Consider the following 16,055-nt stretch of genomic DNA (forward strand, 5'->3'; position numbering starts at 1 on the left):
GAATCAATGGAAGTTGAATGAGTGTCGCGTGACGGGTATTTTCCATGGGAGCGCGGTGATGCTGCGCAACCATCGAGACGAGCATGCCCAACGACGACGTCCGGCCCGCCGCGGCCACCCCGGTACCGCCCGCCAAGGCGCCCCTCTTCATCCTGGTGGTCGATCCCGATCCCACCCTGTCGGGTCTGGCGCGCTCCGCGCTCGACGGCTTCTCGCTGAACGGCACCCCCGTGGAGGTGCTGACCGCCGCCACCGCCGACGACGCGCGCGCCGCGCTCTACGCCCACCCCAACACGGCGGTCGTCCTGCTGGAGCCCGTGCTGGGCGGTGAGCCGGCCTCCGGCCTCGCCCTGATCGAGACGATCCGCAAGGAGATGGGCAACAGCCGCGTCCGCATCATCGTCTGCACCGCGCACCCGGACCGCGTGCCCGAGGACGAGGTGGTCGAGACGCACGACGTCAGCGACTACCGCGCCAAGGACAGCCTGACGCCGCGCGCGCTGCGCACCGCCGTGATCGCCCGGCTGCGCGCCTTCATCGGCCTTCAGGCGCAGGCGGCTGGGCGCAAGGGGCTCGCCCGCATGCTGGTGGCGACCACCGGCCTGCTGGAGATGCGCACGCCCGACGTGCTGTTCCCCAACATCCTGCCGCGCGTCGTCGGCCTGCTGGGCATCGGGCAGCACGCGCTGCTGTGCATCCAGGGCGACACGCTGCCGCGCGACCGCAAGATCCGCGTGCGCGCCTCCACCGGCCGCTTCGCCAAATGGAAGGACGTGGACGTCGCCGAAATCGGGGAGCCCAGGGTCGCGGCGGCGCTGGAGCGGCTGAGCCCGAGCAGCGAAACCATCGTCGAGCCGGATTTCTGCGCCCTGCGCCTGCGCGCCCACGGCGGCATCATCGGCATGATCTATGTCGAGGGCCACAACAACGACGGCACCGCCCGCGAATGGCAGCTGCTGGAGCTGTTCCGCAACAAGTGCTCCATCGCCTTCGAGAACGCGCTTCTGTTCGAGGAGCTGAACACCGCCCAGAAGGCCACCGTGCTGGCGATGGGCTCGCTCGCCGAATACAAGGACAACGCCGCCGCCGGCCACCTCCAGCGCGTCGAGCGGCTGGTCGGAGACATCGCCCGCGAGTTGCACGCCCAGGGCCATTTCCGCGACGAGCTGGACGAGGAGCTGGTGGAGAAGGTCGGGCTCGCCAGCCTGCTGCACGACGTCGGCATGCTCTCCGTGTCGGACGAGACGCTCGGCATTCCGGGCGAGCTGGCGAACAACGACAAGGAGATGATCCACCGCCACACCACCATCGGCTACCGCATCCTGAGCGAGGCGTCCGTGCCCCTGCGCGGGCGCAGCATCCTGTCCATCGCCGCGGAAATCGCCCGCTACCACCACGAGCGCTACGACGGGTCGGGTTATATGGAGGGCTTGCGCGGCAAGGCCATCCCGATCAGCGCGCGCATCATGGCGGTCGCCGACGTGTTCGACGCGCTGATCACCGACCGCCAGTACCGCAGCGCCTGGACGCTGGAGCAGGCCATCGCCTGGATCACCGAACGCGCCGGCCGGGAGTTCGACCCGGTGGTGGTGGAAGCCTTCGTGACGGTCGTGCGCCGCATTCAGGCCACCGACCCCGGTTGGTTCCCGAAGCCGGAGGGCGGAAACCAGGGGCTGCTGATCGGCGCCATCGGCCGCAAGCTGCGCGCGCTGTTCGGCAGCCGCGCCGAACCAATCAACTGAGGGGGCTCGGCCCCCCGGACGCAATGGCGGCGCCGTCGTTCCGCGCCGTCATTCCGCGCCGCCGTTTCACCTCCGCGCTGTGCCGCCCCTTGGAACGCTCGCCACAAAATTAAAAAATTTTCTTACGATCGCGCTTCGATTGCGGTCTATATGGCGATACAATTCTTGAAATGATGTTATTGTGAACACATACAAGTCTGTGTTGCCAAGTCCGTGTTGCGGCCTGCTGCGGGACGGTGAGCCCGGCAGCGTTCGGCGGAGCGAATCATGAAAGCAAAAAAATTCCTTGGTGCCCTGTTGACCTCCTGCGCCCTGCTGGCTGGTGCCTTCGAAGCGCGGGCGGCCTATCCGGACAAGCCGATCACCATGATCGTCGCGTACGGGGCGGGCGGATCGACCGACGTCACCGCGCGCATGCTGTCCCCCTACATCGAAAAATACCTGGGCGGCGGCGCGCGCATCGTGGTGCTGAACAAGGGCGGCGCCGGCGGTGAGATCGGCTTCGCGGCCATCGCGGACGCGACGCCGGACGGCTACACGATCGGCTTCATCAACACGCCGAACGTCGTCACCATCCCCATCGAGCGCAGCGCGCGCTTCTCGATCGACCGGCTCGACCCGCTGTACAACATCGTGGACGATCCGGGCATCATGACCGTCCACGCGGATAGCCCCTACAAGACGGTCGAGGATCTGGTGAGCCAGGCCAAGGCCAACCCGAACACCATCACCGTCGGGTCGACGGGTGTGGGCTCGGACGACCATCTGGCGGAACTGATGCTGCAACGGCAGGCCGGCGTGCGCTTCACCCACGTTCCGTTCCCCGGCAGCGCGGAGAACTACCGGTCGATGCTGGGCCGGCACATCCAGGTCTGCGGGCAGAACCTGGGCGAGGGGCTGCGCGGCAAGGCCGGCGGCGATCCGATCCGCATCCTGGGCGTGATGTCCAAGGAGCGCTGGAGCATGGCCCCCGACCTGCCGACCTTCAAGGAACTGGGCTACGACTTCACCATGGCCTCGCTGCGCGGCATAGGCGCGCCGAAGGGCCTGCCGGCCGACATCCGTGCCAAGCTGGTGGAGGCGGTCACCAAGGCCGCCAACGATCCGGAGTTCCAGAGCAAGGCCAAGGAGACCTTCCAGCCGTTGCGCCTGATGGACTCCGAGGCGTTCGGCGCGGAGCTGAAGCAGCTCGACACCGACTTCCGGGGCCTGTGGAAGGAAACGCCCTGGCTGAAGTAGCCGGGCCTTCCCGGAAAGGCGCCTGAACGAAAAAGCCTCTCTCCCGTCGGGGAGAGAGGCATTTTTCTTTGGAACTTTCGAGCGGCCTTTCCGCCGAAGGCGGGGGCGCCGCTGCGGTACGGTAAGCAGCTTTATGCGCAAAGCCCTTCTCCCCTTGGCCTCACGCGCAAACGAAGTTTGCGCTGACGGCGGCAGGCGGCCTGTGGCCGCCGAGTGCGGGGAGAAGGGTTGGGATGAGGGGTCGTTACCGCTCGAAGAGCGGGAAAATCGCTGGCCGGCTGCGCCGGTGCCACCCTCACCCCAACCACGCTTGCCTGCGAACGCCTTCGGCGTCCTCCGGCGGCGCGCCCCTCAAGGGAGAGGGGCTTTTGAGCGCTAGATCAGCTACTTGTCGCCTATGGATATCACGCGGCGGTGATGCGGGTGATGAAGGCCTCGATCTCGTTGTCGAGCTTGTTGAAGTTCTGCGACAGCTCTTCGGTCGTGGTCTGGACGGCGCCGGCGGAATGGCCGGTGGTCTCGGCCGCCTGCTGCACCAGACGCATCTCCTGCAGCACGGCCATCGTGTCGGTGGCGGCGCGCTGCGAGCGCTCGCTGATGTCGCGGGTCGCCGCGTCCTGCTCCTCGACCGCGGCGGCGACGGTGCTGAGCGACTCGTCCACCTGCCGGATCGTGTTGACGATGGCGCGGATGGCGTTGACCGCCGCCGTGGTGGCCGCCTGGACGGCCGCGATTTCCGAGCCGATCTCGTCGGTGGCCTTGGCGGTCTGGTTGGCGAGGCTCTTGACCTCCTGCGCCACGACCGCGAAGCCCTTGCCCGCCTCGCCCGCGCGGGCGGCCTCGATGGTCGCGTTCAGCGCCAGCAGGTTGGTCTGCCCCGCGATGTTGTTGATGAGGCCGACGACCTCCTCGATCTTGCGGCTGGCCTCGCTCAGGCCCTGGACGATGCTGTCCGTCCGCCCGGCCTCGTCCACCGCGCCGCGGGCGAGCTGCGTGGACTGGGAGATGGAGCGCGTGATCTCGTCGATGGAGGCGCGCAGCTGTTCCGCACCGGCGGCCACGCTTTCGACCTCGGTGGTCGCCTCCTGCACCGCGTGCGCGACGCTGTCGCTGTGGTGGGCGGTCTGCCGGGCGTTCTCCAGCATGACGTTGGCCTCGCCGCGCATGGAGTCGGCGGAGCGCACCACCTCGCCCATCATCGCCTTGACCGAGGCCTCCAGGTCGTTGGCGAGCGCGTTCATGGCGCGGCGCTGCTCCTCCGCGGCGCGGGCGCGCATGGCCTCCTGCTCCTTCGACATCTCCTGCACGCGCAGCGCGTTGTCCTTGAACACGCGGACCGTGCGGGCCATCTGGCCGATCTCGTCCCCGCGTTCGGCCGCGGGAATCTCGTTGTCGAGCTGGCCCTGGGCCAGCCGCTCCATCACCGTCGTCAGGCGCACGACCGGGCGGGCGATGTTGAAGCCGATGAACAGCGCCACGCCGACCGTGATCAGCAGCGCCACGACGGCGGAGGCGATGAAGGCCTGGGTGGTCTTGTCCACCGACGCGTTCACGTCCGCGTAGGCGGCGGCCGACTGCTCGCGCTGGTAGGCCAGATAATCGCGCGCCGTGGTGTGCAGACGGGCGTAGGCGGCCTGCACCTCCTGCAGAAAGTCGAGCGGGTCGATGCCCATCTTCAGCAGGTCGAGGAAGCTGGTCACCTTGGCCTGGTAGGCGCCGGTTTCACTGCCGAAGCGCTGCAGCAGCTTGCCTTCATCCTCGGTCGAGGACGCGTCGCCCTTGAGTTTGTCCGCTTTGCCCTTGAGCTTGCCCAACTGCTCCAGCAAGGCCTTCGACTCTTCCTCGATCGCCTTCGGCGAGGCGTTGGCGGTGCTCAGGATCACCGTGCGGTACAGGGCCGCGTGGGCCACGGTCAGCGTGTCGGTGAAGTTCTGGACTTCCGCCTCGCGGCTGAAGGACCGGTTGAAGAGCGTGTCCAGCAGATGTGACTGCGCCGTGATGGCCGATCCGCCGAGCAGGGCGATCATCAGCATGCCGATGATCGCCGTAGCCGCCGGAATCCCCATTTTCGTCGGGATATGAAGGTGATTGAGGATCGTCATGATACACCTGCATCAACCTCTGCCCCGTCGGAGGAACGGCGCTTGGGCAGCGGAAAGAGAACCTGCCGCGCCACCGGCCCGAAGGCCGGCGGCGGGAGTTGTTAGGCAACGCTACTCGACCGGTTACTTGAGCCAGGGGGTGGCCTGCCACAGGGCGCGCAGGTCGGTGTCGATCTGCTTCAGCTCGGCCGCGAAGGCATCCGGGCTGAGAACGCGCAGGGGCTGATAGGTCTCCTTGGCGTCGGCCTTGGCGATGAATTCCGGATCGTTGACCGCCTTGGTGATGGCGTCCACCAGCTTGGCCCGGACGTCCGCCGGGATCCCCTTCGGCGCGCCGATGCCGCGCAGCGAGGCCATCAGCGCCGAGAAGCCCTGTTCCTTGAAGGTCGGCAGGTCGGGCGCCGACTTCCAGCGCTGCTCGCTCATCACGCCCAGGATGCGGATCTGGTCGGTCGCCTGACCGCGCAGCGCCTCGCCCAGGTTCATGCCGCCGACCTGGATCTTCTTGGCGATCATGGCCTTGTAATTGGCGCCGCTGCCGGAGAAGGGAACGTGCGTGAACTGCACGCTGGCCTGACGCTGCAGCGTCAGCATGGCGAGATGCTCGTCCGAGCCCACGCCCGTCGACCCGACGGTGATGGTGTTCGGGCTGGCCTTGGCGGCCTCCACCAGATCCTTCACCGTCTTGTAGGGGCTGTCGTTGACCACGGCCAGGACGTCGGGGTCGTCCACGACGTTGACCAGCGGTTCCAGGCGGTCCAGCGTGAAGCGGGCCTGACGCTCCACCGGGATGGAGACGACGTTCGGCGTGTTCAGCCAGCCGATCGTGTAGCCGTCCGGAGCCGCATCGGCGATGGCCGCGAAGCCGATCTCGCCACCGGCGCCGGGCTTGTTCACGACCTCGATGCGGGCGCCACCCAGGTGCTTCTCGATGAGGGGAGCCAGCAGGCGGGCCGTGACGTCGGTGGACCCGCCGGCGTCGTAGGCCACGATCATGGTGATCGGCTTCTCCGGATAGGCGGCCTGCGCGGAGGCCGCCGTGAGCGCCAGCACGCTGGCCGCGAGCGCCAAGAACTTGCTGCGAATGTTCATCTGGATGCCCTTTTTCCTGCCTGGTTCCTGTGTGTCCATCGCCGTATTGGCTTTTTGGAAATTGCACAAACCAATTGTTTCCAATGGGCTTCTGTAGATTTTGCTTTGAGAAGTGATCGCTAAATAAAGCGCCGGAATAGTTCGCAGCCGGAGATTGCTGCGCATCGGCGGCGAACGCGATGTATTCTGCGGGTATGCTGCTGACGTTGCGCAGCATATCGGGATATGTACGGCAGGCCGTGAGAAAAACCCGCCAAGGTATGTTGGTGGAGAAGGAGAGGTCGGCGGTCGGCGAGAGAGGTGTTGGGAGTCTTGCACGGCCGAATCCGATCCAAAGGCACTGTATGCTCTATCGTTGCACGAAGTTAGCAGGAGAGAATTCGTGCATCAATGGCATTTGATGTCGCAGAACCCTTAGAGAACGAAGAAGTTCGCGCGATACCGGCGGCCCGTTGCGGGGGTCGCGCGAATCTTCCGTACGCAGAGGTTGTCTCCTTTGAAAACAATCGAACAATAAACGCGCCGAATGGTCCTAGCCCATGGCGACCATGAAGGCGACCGATATGGAAATCGGGGACAGCAGGGTCGAGATCAGCAGCGACATGGCGACCAGTTCCCGTCCCGCCTCGTACCGTTCGGCGAAGACATGGGCGTTGACGCCGATGGGCAGGGCTGCCGCCGTCACGGCCGGCGCGATCCAGTCCGGGGGCAGGGAGAAGACCTTGACGGCCAGGAGCCAGGTCAGGGCCGGATGCAGGCCGACCTTCATGACCGACATGATCGCCGCCGGCAGCAGCCGCCCGGAGGTCGGGCTGAAGGCCAGCGTCGCCCCCAGCGTGAAGCAGGCGCAAGGCAGCACGGTCTGTGCCATCAGGCCCAGGCCCTTCATGACCATCGCCGGAACCTGAAACCCGCTGAGGTTGGTGACGAGGCCGAAGAGGACGGACATGACCAGCGGGCTCATCGCCGTCGCCTTCACCGCCTTGATCGCCGCCGCGGTCGGCTTGCCGCCGGTCGAACGCTGGGATTCGGCGAGCAGGGTCGCCACGGTGAACAGCAACGGCGATTGGAACACGATGAGCAGCAGGACCGGCACGGCCACCGCGGGGCCATAGGCCTCCATGATGATGGGCGTGCCGAGCAGGGCGATGTTGGAAAAGGAACTGGCAAGCCCGACGGGCGCGAATTCGGCCTTCCGGCGCTGCAGCAGCATCCAGACCGCCGCCACCGCGAACACCATCAGCGCCGCGACATAGAAAGAGGCCAGGAATCCCCACTCGATGGGATTGGGGATGTTGGCCTTCGCCATGTTGGAGAAAAGCAGGGCGGGCAGGGCGTATATGCCGAGAAAACGGGAAAGCCCCTGAACCATCGTGTTGCTGAATCCACGATACCGCGCGGCCCAATAGCCGAGCGCGATCAAAGCGAACATCGGCAAAACGATCTGGAAGATAAGCGTCATGGGTGGATCACCGTTGGGGCTTCCCGATTTTCAGCCGAATCACACGCTTTCCAGCTTGCGCTCCCGCTCGATGATCTCCAGGGGCGGCACGCCCAGAACCTCGACGAGGGTCTTGCCGGCCTTGATCTCCTCGGTCCACTTCTGCTCGCGCGCGAGCAGCTTCAGGCTGGCCTCCAGCGTTTCGTCGGCGACCTCCAACGGGATCACGACCACGCCGTCCTCATCGCCCAGGATGATGTCGCCGGGGTTGACCGGCACGTTGCCGACCGAGGCGAGCACGTCCATCTTGCCGCCGAAGTTCTTGTGCGGTCCGCGCGGAACGGCGCCCCTGGCAAAGACGGGGACGTTCATGCTGCGGATCTCGGCGAGGTCGCGCACCGTGCCGTCAACGACCAGGCCCCCGAGCTTGCGGACGCTGCAGCAGCGGACGACCCACTCGCCCGCCATGGCCACGTCGTCCAGCCCGCCGCCGGCCACCACCACCACGTCGCCAGGCTCCGCCAGGCTCACCGTGTGATGGACCATGCTGTTGTCGCCGGGCATCGGCACGACCGTCCGCGCCTGCCCGCAGATGCGCATGCCGGGCACCATCGGCTTGATGCGGGAGTCCATGCTCTGGCAGCGGTTCTGCGCGTCGGAGGCGACGCTGCTCGGAACGGTGCGCCACTTATCCAGGGATTCCGGAGACAAGCGCGGATAATCGACAATGTAGCGTTGCATGGCCATGGGAGGGGACCTCTTGTCATCTGGGCTGAACGAAGCGGGGCTTTGAAGCGCGACCGGCGGTGCCGCCGGTCGACGCGCGACGACAGCGGAACCGATGACGATCAGGGCGGAGTGGATCGGCACCGCCGGAATGGCGGAGGCCGGCCGGACGCGCACCCCTCTTCCGGGAAGTTCACGGGCGCGCACCGTCCGAAGTGGCCGACACATCCATGGCGCTTACAACCCCGAGCGGATAGTGTCCTATTTGTTTCGTATTTGAAGCATAGCCCTTCGGGCGGTCATACGCAAGTAGGTTGCCAAAAAGTAAATTCATGCAAGCTGATTTGATGCTGATCCGGCCGGTGACAACCCTACAAATGCATGCAATCCCGCGGCAAGAAGCCACACGGTTGCGTGCAATTGCGATTTAGGGCAGGAAAAGGATGTTGTTGGGCGATACCTGAAATCGCCAGGGTTGCGCCGGTCGGGGTGGCACCCGATTCGGGCGTTACGGAAAACCGGCGCCGTGTCTTACGGGCCGGCAACACACCCGGCAACACACAACGCGAGAGGACGCGCGTGTTCGTCACGCTGTGCGTGTGATCTCGGAAACCGGAAGGGGAGGGAAAAATGCGAAGGGCCGGTGCCCGAAGGCCCGGCCCTTTGATCGCATGCGGCGTCTTCCGGTTTTCGGAAGACTGTCTTCCCTTCGGGAAGATGGAGCGGGCGAAGGGATTCGAACCCTCGACCCCAACCTTGGCAAGGTTGTGCTCTACCCCTGAGCTACGCCCGCGCTCCGTGTCGTCGTCCGTCACCGTGTTCGGTGCCGTCCGGCGGCGTGCGGCGGACTATACTCATCGCCGAACGCAATGCAAGCGTCATGTTTCACTTTTTTGGGACCGCTGGACGAAACCCGGCATGCCCGTTAAAAACGCCGGCATGGACGACGCGTTGACCCCCGAGGGCAGGGCCGAGCCGCCGCTGCCGACCAGCCCGGAGCAGCTCCTGGAGCATCTCGCGGCGCTCGGCATCCGTACCGTGACCCACAGCCACCCGCCCCTGCACACGGTGGAGGAGAGCAAGGCGCTGCGCGGCGCGCTGCCCGGCGGCCATTGCAAGAACCTGTTCCTGAAGGACAAGAAGGAGCAGCACTGGCTGGTGGTGGCGCTGGAGGACGCGCGGGTCGACCTGAACCGCTTCGACAAGGTGATCGGCTCCGCCCGGCTGTCCTTCGCCTCGGCCGACCGGCTGTGGCGGCATCTCGGCGTGCGGCCGGGCTCGGTCACGCCCTTCGCGCTCGTCAATGATAGAGAGAGGCGGGTGAGGGTGGTGTTGCAGCAACAGATGCTGGACCACGACCCGCTGAACTATCACCCGCTGCTGAACGACCGCACCACCGCCATCAGCCCCGACGACCTGCTGCGCTTCATCCGCGCCGGCGGGCACGAGCCGATGATCGTTCCCTTCGGGACCGAAGAGGCGTAGCGGGCCGGCGCTGTCCACCCAAACGCTTGCGCAACCCAAAAGCTTGCGCAACGGGCGCCATGCGCTCATGTATCAGGCAAAGTCGCACAGGGATTCGTGAGAGCCATGTTTTCAATTCCGCCCGCCAAGCCCCCCGCCGGTTCCGCCAACGCTGGCGCCGCCGCCGGTGACCTGATCAAGGACAGCAGCGACCGCGCCTTCATGGCCGACGTGATCGAGGCGTCGCAGTCGGTCCCGGTGATCGTCGATTTCTGGGCGCCCTGGTGCGGCCCGTGCAAGCAACTCGGCCCCATCCTGGAAAAGGCGGTGCTGGCGGCCAAGGGCAAGGTGCGGCTGGTCAAGATCGACACCGACAAGGACCCGATGATCGCCTCGCAACTGCGCGTGCAGTCGATCCCGGCGGTCTACGCCTTCTTCCAGGGGCGTCCGGTGGACGGCTTCATGGGCGCCCTGCCGGAGTCGCAGGTGAAGGCCTTCGTGGAGAAGCTGATCAAGCTGGCCGGCGCCGCGGGCGGCGCGGAAGGCGACATCCTGGGGGAGGTGCTGGCCCAGGCCAAGGAGGCGCTGGAGGCCGGCGATATCCAGACCGCCTCGGAGATCTACAGCGAGATTCTCCAGGCCGACCCGGAGAACCTGAACGCGACCGCCTACGCCGGCCTGATCCGCTGCCTGATCGCCACCGACGATCTGGCGCGCGCCAAGCAGATGCTGGACAAGACGCCGGAGTCCATCGCCAAGGACAAGGACATCGCCGCGGTGCGCAGCGCGCTGGAGGTGGCCGAGCAGGCCGCCAACGCCGGCCCGATCCCGGAGCTGACGGAGAAGGTCGCCGCCAACCCGGACGACCACCAGGCGCGCTTCGACCTGGCACTGGCGCTGTTCGCCGCCGGCAAGCGCGAGGAGGCCGTGGACGCGCTGATGGAGCTGGTGCGCCGCGACCGCGAGTGGAACGAGCAGGCCGCGCGCAAGCAGCTGGTGAAGTTCTTCGAGGCCTTCGGCCCGACCGACCCGCTGACCGTCCAGTCGCGCCGCCGCCTGTCTTCGATTCTGTTTAGCTAGGGCGGGGCTTGCTCTGTTCGCGGTGACGGGGGGCTCTATATTCGTCGCATGAGCCGGAACCCCTTCGACCCGTCACTGGACCGCCTGCCGCGGCAACTGCCGATCTTCCCGCTTGCGGGGGTTCTGCTGCTGCCGCGCGGGCGGCTGCCGCTGAACATCTTCGAACCGCGCTACCTCGCGATGGTCGAGGACGCGCTGGCCGGCGACCGCATGATCGGCATGGTCCAGCCCACCGACCCGGCCAGCCGCGAGATGGAGCCGGCGGTCTACGACACCGGCTGCGCCGGCCGCATCACCAGCTTCGCCGAGACCGGGGACGGCCGCTATCTGATCACGCTGACCGGCGTCAGCCGCTTCACCATCCGGCGGGAGGTGGACGGGGTGCGCGGCTACCGCCTCGTGACCGCCGCGTGGGAGCGATTCGCCGACGATCTCGCCGAATCCGGTGGCGACGTGGACCGGCCGCGGCTGCTGGCCGGGCTGAAGGGCTATTTCAAGACGCAGGGGCTGTCGGTGGACTGGTCGGCCATCGAGTCCACGCCGGACGAGCGGCTGGTCACCTCGCTTGCCATGATCTGCCCCTTCTCGCCCAGCGAGAAGCAGGCGCTGCTGGAGGCGCCGGACCTGCCGGAGCGCGCGAAGCTCTTGATCGCGCTGATCGAGATGGCCATTCTCGACTGCCATGATGGCGACGGCTGCGCGCCACGCCACTGACCCCATTCGTTTGTTCATCCTGACCGCGAGGCCCGTTCCATGAGCGCCCATACCACCGAGGACACGCCCGGCGAAGGCAAGACGCAGGCCCGCGTCGACCCGAAGCTTCTGGAAATCCTCGTCTGCCCGCTGACCAAGGGGCCGCTGCGCTACGACGCCGAGCGCGCCGAGCTGATCAGCGAGCGCGCCGGTCTGGCCTATCCCATCCGCGACGGCATTCCCATCATGCTGATCGACGAGGCCCGCAGCCTCGACACCAAGCCCGGGGCCGCCTGATATGACGGACGAGAATTTCGCCACGGACGAGTTCGGCACGAAGCACTGGCCGGTCGAAATCCGCCTGAAGAAGGAGGAGAAGCGGCTGGAGATCGACTTCGACGACGGCCGGACCTTTTCCTACCCGGCGGAATTCCTGCGCGTGCACAGCCCGTCCGCCGAGGTGCAAGGGCACGGCCCCGGCCAGAAGCAGACCGTCGCCGGTCGCCGCCACGTCGGCATCATGAACCTGGAGCCGATCGGCCGCTACGCGGTGCGGATCGTCTTCGACGACCTGCACGACAGCGGCATCTTCTCCTGGAAGTACCTGTACGAGATCGGCGAGGACCAGGACCGGCTGTGGGCCGAATATCTGGCCGAGCTGGAGCAGAAGGGGCTGAGCCGGGATCCCAAGGGCCGGCGGTGAGGCCTTGAAACCGTCGAACCCGTTGCCCCCTCCCTAACCCTCCCCCGCTGCGCGGTGGAGGGAACTGCCGCCGCTCCGCAAACTCACCCTCTCCCGCGCAGCGGGGGAGGGAGGGACCCGCGCCAGCGGGAGGGTGGGGGCACCGTTCGCCATTTTCCCAACGCGAGTCCAGCCGTGCGGCGGCTCATCCTTCTCGCCCTCCTTCTCGCCGCGCTGGCGCGTTCCGGCGGACCCGCCGGGCCGTTGCCCCAGGACGCCTATGTCTGGCAGAGGCGGTGGACGCCCGCGCTCGGCGACGCGCTGCGGCAGTCGGCGGACATGGTCGGGCGCTGGCGGGTGCTGGTCGCGGAGGTGGACGGGGCGCGGCGGTCGATCCGGATGGCGCCGGACTGGGGCGCGCTGGCGCGGAGCGGGCGCGCCGTCGTGCTGGTCGTCCGCATCGACGGATCGGTGCCGCCGCCGACCGACGACGCATTCCTGGCGGACCTTGCGAACATTCCCGCCTGGGCGCGGGAGCAGGGCGTGCCCGTCGCCGGGGTCGAGATCGACCACGACTGCGCCACGGCACGGCTGGACGGCTACGCGCGGTTCCTGGCGGCGTTGCGCGATCGCCTGCCCGCTGGCTTGCCGCTGTCGATCACGGCGCTGCCGACGTGGCTGCCGTCGCCCCTGTTCGGCGATCTGGCCGGGCGGGCGGACGAGGTCGTCCTTCAGGTCCATGCCGTGCGGAATCCCCGCTTCGGGCTGTTCGATCCGCGCACTGCGCGGGGGTGGGTCGACGCGATGGCTCGCCGCACCGACAGACCCTTCCGTGTGGCGCTGCCCACCTACGGAACGCGCGTCCATTGGGACAAGGACGGCCGCATGGCCGCCGTGGAGAGCGAGGCGCCCACCCTCGCAGGCGATGGTCCGGCGGACGAGTTGTCCGCGGCGCCGGAGGCGGTCGCCGGCCTGCTGCGCGCGCTGGAACGCGACCCGCCCGCCGGACTGCGGGGCGTCGCGTGGTTCCGGCTGCCCACCGCGGAGGATAGCCGGGCCTGGAGCCTCGCGACGTGGCGTGCGGTGGCGCAGGGACAGCCGCTGCGGACGGCTCTGTCTGCGCAGGTGCGGCGTTCCGACACGCCGGGCGTGCAGGACGTGGTGCTGACCAACGCGGGCGAGGTCGATGCCGCGCTGCCGCGCGCCGTCCGGCTGGACGCAGCCTGCACCGTGGCGGACGGGATCGGCGGCTACGAACTTCAGCGTGACGGGAACCGGCTGATTCTGGCAAAGACGCGGGATGGCTGGCTGCGCGGCGGCCAGCGGCGCGTGATCGGCTGGATGCGCTGCGGCGAGAAGGAAGGGGCCGTCGATGTTCGACCGTAAGGTGGCCGTGCTGGCCGTCGGTGCTGCGCTGGCCGTGACCACCGCCATCGCCTGTGGGCCGGACTTTCCCTGGCAGCTTCTGGACCGGCGCGAGGCGACGCTGACGGCCGCCCCGGCCAACGGCTTCGCCTTCGAAGCGGCGCATCTTCTGCCAGCCCCGGCGGACGGGCTGAAGGCGGTCGAGCCGACCGGCTGGGATCATGACGAGGACAAGGACCGGGACGAGGCGGAGCGCGCGGGGCTGACCGAGGAGCAAGGGGGGCTGATCGCCGCGATGCGGTCCGCTCCATCCGGCGACGAGGCCTTCGCGCGCGGGGAGGGGCTGCCGACCGCCGTGCGGCTCTACACGGCGGGCGCGGTCGCCTTCCGTACGGGCGATCTTGAGGGCGCGACCCGGCGCTTCGACGCGATCCTGGGCTTGCCGGAGGCGGAACGGAACGCCCGCGCCGTGTGGGCGGCCTACATGCTGGGGCGGACCTTGGCCGCGCGCGGGGACCTGGACGGGGCGCTGTACGCCTTCGCCCTGACGCGCGATCTGGCGCGCGGCGGTGCCCCCGACCCGCTGGGGCTGGCGGTGGCGAGCTTCGGCGAGGAGGCGCGGCTGTATCTCGCCGCAGCGGACCGGACGGCGGGGAACGACGGTGCCGCCATCGCCGTCGCCGCGACTCTCTATGCGGAGCAGGCGGCGCGCGGGTCGGACGATGGCGTCGATTCGTTGCGCATGGTGGCGGAACGGCTCTTCGAAGACCCCGCCCGGCTCGACGCGGCCATCGGCCAACCCATCGTGCAGCGGCTCGTCGTCGGATACGCGCTCGCACGCTCCTTAAGCCCCTGGGTCGAGCCCCCCGCGAAGCAGGACCGGCGGGTTGCCGCCCTGGTCGATTCTCTGGAAAAGCGTGGGGTGGCGTCTGTGGCTGGGGCCGACCGGCTGGCGTCGCTCGCTTATTTGATGGGCCAGTACGACACCGCCCGGCGCGCGGCGGAGCGGGCGTCCGGGCCGCTGGCTGTCTGGGTCAAGGCGAAGCTGGCGTTGCGCGACGGCGACCTTGGCAAGGCCGCCGCCCTGTACGCGGAGGCTTCCCGCGCCTTCCCGGAGGCCGGCGGCGTGCTGTCGGACCCGGCCACCACGCTGCTGCAGGGGGAGAGGGGCACGCTGGCCCTGGCGCGCGGCGAGTATGTCAACGCCCTGGAGCTGCTTCACCCCGTGGGGCGCGACTATTGGGGGGACGTGGCCCACATCGCGGAGCGCGTTCTGACCGTGGACGAACTGAAAGCCTTCGTGGACCGGAAGGGCGAGATTCCGGCCGGTGGCTCGGATTCCTGGCCGGATTCCTGGATAAGCGAACGCGCCAGCCTGCGCGACCTGCTGGCCCGCCGGCTGATGCGCGACGGCCGTTACGACGAGGCTTTCGGCTATTTCGCGCGCCCGGAGACCGCCGATCAGGCGAGGGACTACGCCAAGGCTCTGCGAAAGGCGCGCGACGGCTGGTGGTGGATCGACCACGCGCGGGCGCTGTTCGAGGCGGCGGTGCTGGCCCGCCGCCACGGCATGGCGATGATGGGCTACGAAGGGCCGCCCGATCTGCACGTCTACGACGGTGCCTATGAAGGCGGGCTGGGGCAGGACCGGCTGGACGGCCCCTACATCACGGACGGCGAGAAGCGCCGGTTCGAGGACAGCCGCGCCAAGCCGGACAAGCGCTGGCACTACCGTTACATCGCCGTGGACCTCGCGACGGAGGCGGCGGACCTGTTGCCGCACCGCTCCCAGGCCTTCGCCGCCGTGCTCTGCCGCGCGGCGAAATGGATGGACCAGACGCGGGAGGAGGACCGGTTCCGCGCCCTCTACGAGCGCTATGTGGAGGACGGGCCATACGTCCCGTGGGCCAACCGGTTCGGGCAGGACTGCCCGGAACCGGACTTCGACGGGGCGGCGCGCCGGTTGCCGGCCTATGTGTGGCTGGATGCGCGCACCGCCGTCCGTCCGTACCGCTGGGGAATCGCCTTCGCGGCCTTGGCCGTCGCGGGCGCGGTCGCCGCGCTGGTCCGGCACCGGCGGCGTTACGGCAGAACCACCACGTAGCGCTTGGTCGTCGTCTCCACGACCTCCCACACGCCGTCGAAGCCCGGCTCCAGCGTGAAGCGGTCGCCGGGGCGGACGGTCCAGCGGCGGCCGTCGGCGTGGGTGATGGTGCTGACGCCTTCCAGGATCTCGCAGTATTCCCACTCGTCGTAGACGATGCGCCAGGAACCGGGTGTGGAGCGCCAGACGCCGGCGAAGCGCTTGCCGTCCGGCGACTCGTACTGGTTCCAGGTGGTGAAGACGGGGGCGCCGGACAGGATGCGGTCCGGGGCGGGGCCGCCGGTCTCGGGCTCGGCTTGGTCGGTCAGCAGGGCGAAGCTCATCG

14 protein-coding genes and 1 tRNA gene are annotated in these 16,055 nt (G+C 68.0%); 9 read left to right on the forward strand and 6 right to left on the reverse strand.

What is annotated here, in order from left to right:
- Nucleotides 1-83: 83 nt before the first annotated feature.
- Together ACSVC7_RS00295 and ACSVC7_RS00300 are read left to right on the forward strand one after the other, a co-directional pair.
- A complete protein-coding gene (locus tag ACSVC7_RS00295; RefSeq protein WP_448204397.1) occupies nucleotides 84-1,742 on the forward strand; it encodes an HD-GYP domain-containing protein in 1,659 nt (552 codons plus the stop codon).
- Nucleotides 1,743-2,009: 267 nt separating this feature from the next.
- The gene (locus ACSVC7_RS00300) at nucleotides 2,010-2,981 is read left to right on the forward strand and encodes a tripartite tricarboxylate transporter substrate binding protein (RefSeq protein ID WP_448204398.1); all 972 of its coding nucleotides are present in this window, start codon (nucleotides 2,010-2,012) and stop codon (nucleotides 2,979-2,981) included.
- 404 nt (nucleotides 2,982-3,385) lie between these two features.
- On the opposite strand, the gene ACSVC7_RS00305 is transcribed toward ACSVC7_RS00300, so the two are convergent.
- The 5 genes from ACSVC7_RS00305 to ACSVC7_RS00325 form a co-directional block, all read right to left on the reverse strand.
- On the reverse strand, nucleotides 3,386-5,083 hold the full coding sequence (locus tag ACSVC7_RS00305; protein WP_448204399.1) for a methyl-accepting chemotaxis protein: 1,698 nt from the start codon (nucleotides 5,081-5,083) through the stop codon (nucleotides 3,386-3,388).
- Between the two features lie 123 nt (nucleotides 5,084-5,206).
- The gene (locus tag ACSVC7_RS00310) at nucleotides 5,207-6,175 is read right to left on the reverse strand and encodes a tripartite tricarboxylate transporter substrate binding protein (protein WP_448204400.1); all 969 of its coding nucleotides are present in this window, start codon (nucleotides 6,173-6,175) and stop codon (nucleotides 5,207-5,209) included.
- A gap of 532 nt (nucleotides 6,176-6,707) precedes the next feature.
- On the reverse strand, nucleotides 6,708-7,637 hold the full coding sequence (locus tag ACSVC7_RS00315; RefSeq protein WP_448204401.1) for an AEC family transporter: 930 nt from the start codon (nucleotides 7,635-7,637) through the stop codon (nucleotides 6,708-6,710).
- 39 nt (nucleotides 7,638-7,676) lie between these two features.
- On the reverse strand, nucleotides 7,677-8,363 hold the full coding sequence (locus ACSVC7_RS00320) for an RraA family protein (RefSeq protein ID WP_448204402.1): 687 nt from the start codon (nucleotides 8,361-8,363) through the stop codon (nucleotides 7,677-7,679).
- 697 nt (nucleotides 8,364-9,060) lie between these two features.
- Nucleotides 9,061-9,135, reverse strand: a tRNA-Gly gene (locus ACSVC7_RS00325).
- Between the two features lie 146 nt (nucleotides 9,136-9,281).
- Here ACSVC7_RS00325 and ACSVC7_RS00330 point away from each other — a divergent pair.
- The 7 genes from ACSVC7_RS00330 (at nucleotide 9,282) to ACSVC7_RS00360 (ending at nucleotide 15,730) form a co-directional block, all read left to right on the forward strand.
- Nucleotides 9,282-9,827, forward strand: a complete 546-nt coding sequence (locus ACSVC7_RS00330; RefSeq protein WP_448204526.1) for a prolyl-tRNA synthetase associated domain-containing protein — start codon at nucleotides 9,282-9,284, stop codon at nucleotides 9,825-9,827.
- Nucleotides 9,828-9,932: 105 nt separating this feature from the next.
- Nucleotides 9,933-10,886 carry a tetratricopeptide repeat protein gene (locus ACSVC7_RS00335; RefSeq protein ID WP_448204403.1) on the forward strand — a complete coding sequence of 318 codons (954 nt, stop codon included), beginning with the start codon at nucleotides 9,933-9,935 and terminating at the stop codon, nucleotides 10,884-10,886.
- A gap of 48 nt (nucleotides 10,887-10,934) precedes the next feature.
- The gene (locus ACSVC7_RS00340; RefSeq protein ID WP_448204404.1) at nucleotides 10,935-11,600 is read left to right on the forward strand and encodes an LON peptidase substrate-binding domain-containing protein; all 666 of its coding nucleotides are present in this window, start codon (nucleotides 10,935-10,937) and stop codon (nucleotides 11,598-11,600) included.
- Nucleotides 11,601-11,639: 39 nt separating this feature from the next.
- Nucleotides 11,640-11,876, forward strand: coding sequence for a Trm112 family protein (locus ACSVC7_RS00345; protein ID WP_448204405.1), 237 nt, complete (start codon nucleotides 11,640-11,642; stop codon nucleotides 11,874-11,876).
- A gap of 1 nt (nucleotide 11,877) precedes the next feature.
- On the forward strand, nucleotides 11,878-12,282 hold the full coding sequence (locus ACSVC7_RS00350; protein ID WP_448204406.1) for a gamma-butyrobetaine hydroxylase family protein: 405 nt from the start codon (nucleotides 11,878-11,880) through the stop codon (nucleotides 12,280-12,282).
- Nucleotides 12,283-12,456: 174 nt separating this feature from the next.
- The gene (locus ACSVC7_RS00355) at nucleotides 12,457-13,647 is read left to right on the forward strand and encodes a DUF3142 domain-containing protein (RefSeq protein WP_448204407.1); all 1,191 of its coding nucleotides are present in this window, start codon (nucleotides 12,457-12,459) and stop codon (nucleotides 13,645-13,647) included.
- Complete coding sequence (locus tag ACSVC7_RS00360) at nucleotides 13,634-15,730, forward strand: tetratricopeptide repeat protein (protein WP_448204408.1); 2,097 nt, start codon at nucleotides 13,634-13,636, stop codon at nucleotides 15,728-15,730. The genes ACSVC7_RS00355 and ACSVC7_RS00360 overlap by 14 nt, the downstream gene beginning before the upstream one ends.
- Here the strand turns inward: ACSVC7_RS00360 and ACSVC7_RS00365 are convergent.
- The gene (locus ACSVC7_RS00365) at nucleotides 15,709-16,053 is read right to left on the reverse strand and encodes a cupin domain-containing protein (protein WP_448204409.1); all 345 of its coding nucleotides are present in this window, start codon (nucleotides 16,051-16,053) and stop codon (nucleotides 15,709-15,711) included. The two genes, ACSVC7_RS00360 and ACSVC7_RS00365, sit on opposite strands and share 22 nt — an antisense overlap.
- Between the last annotated feature and the right edge of the window lie 2 nt (nucleotides 16,054-16,055).

The organism is Azospirillum mesophilum (assembly GCF_053470405.2).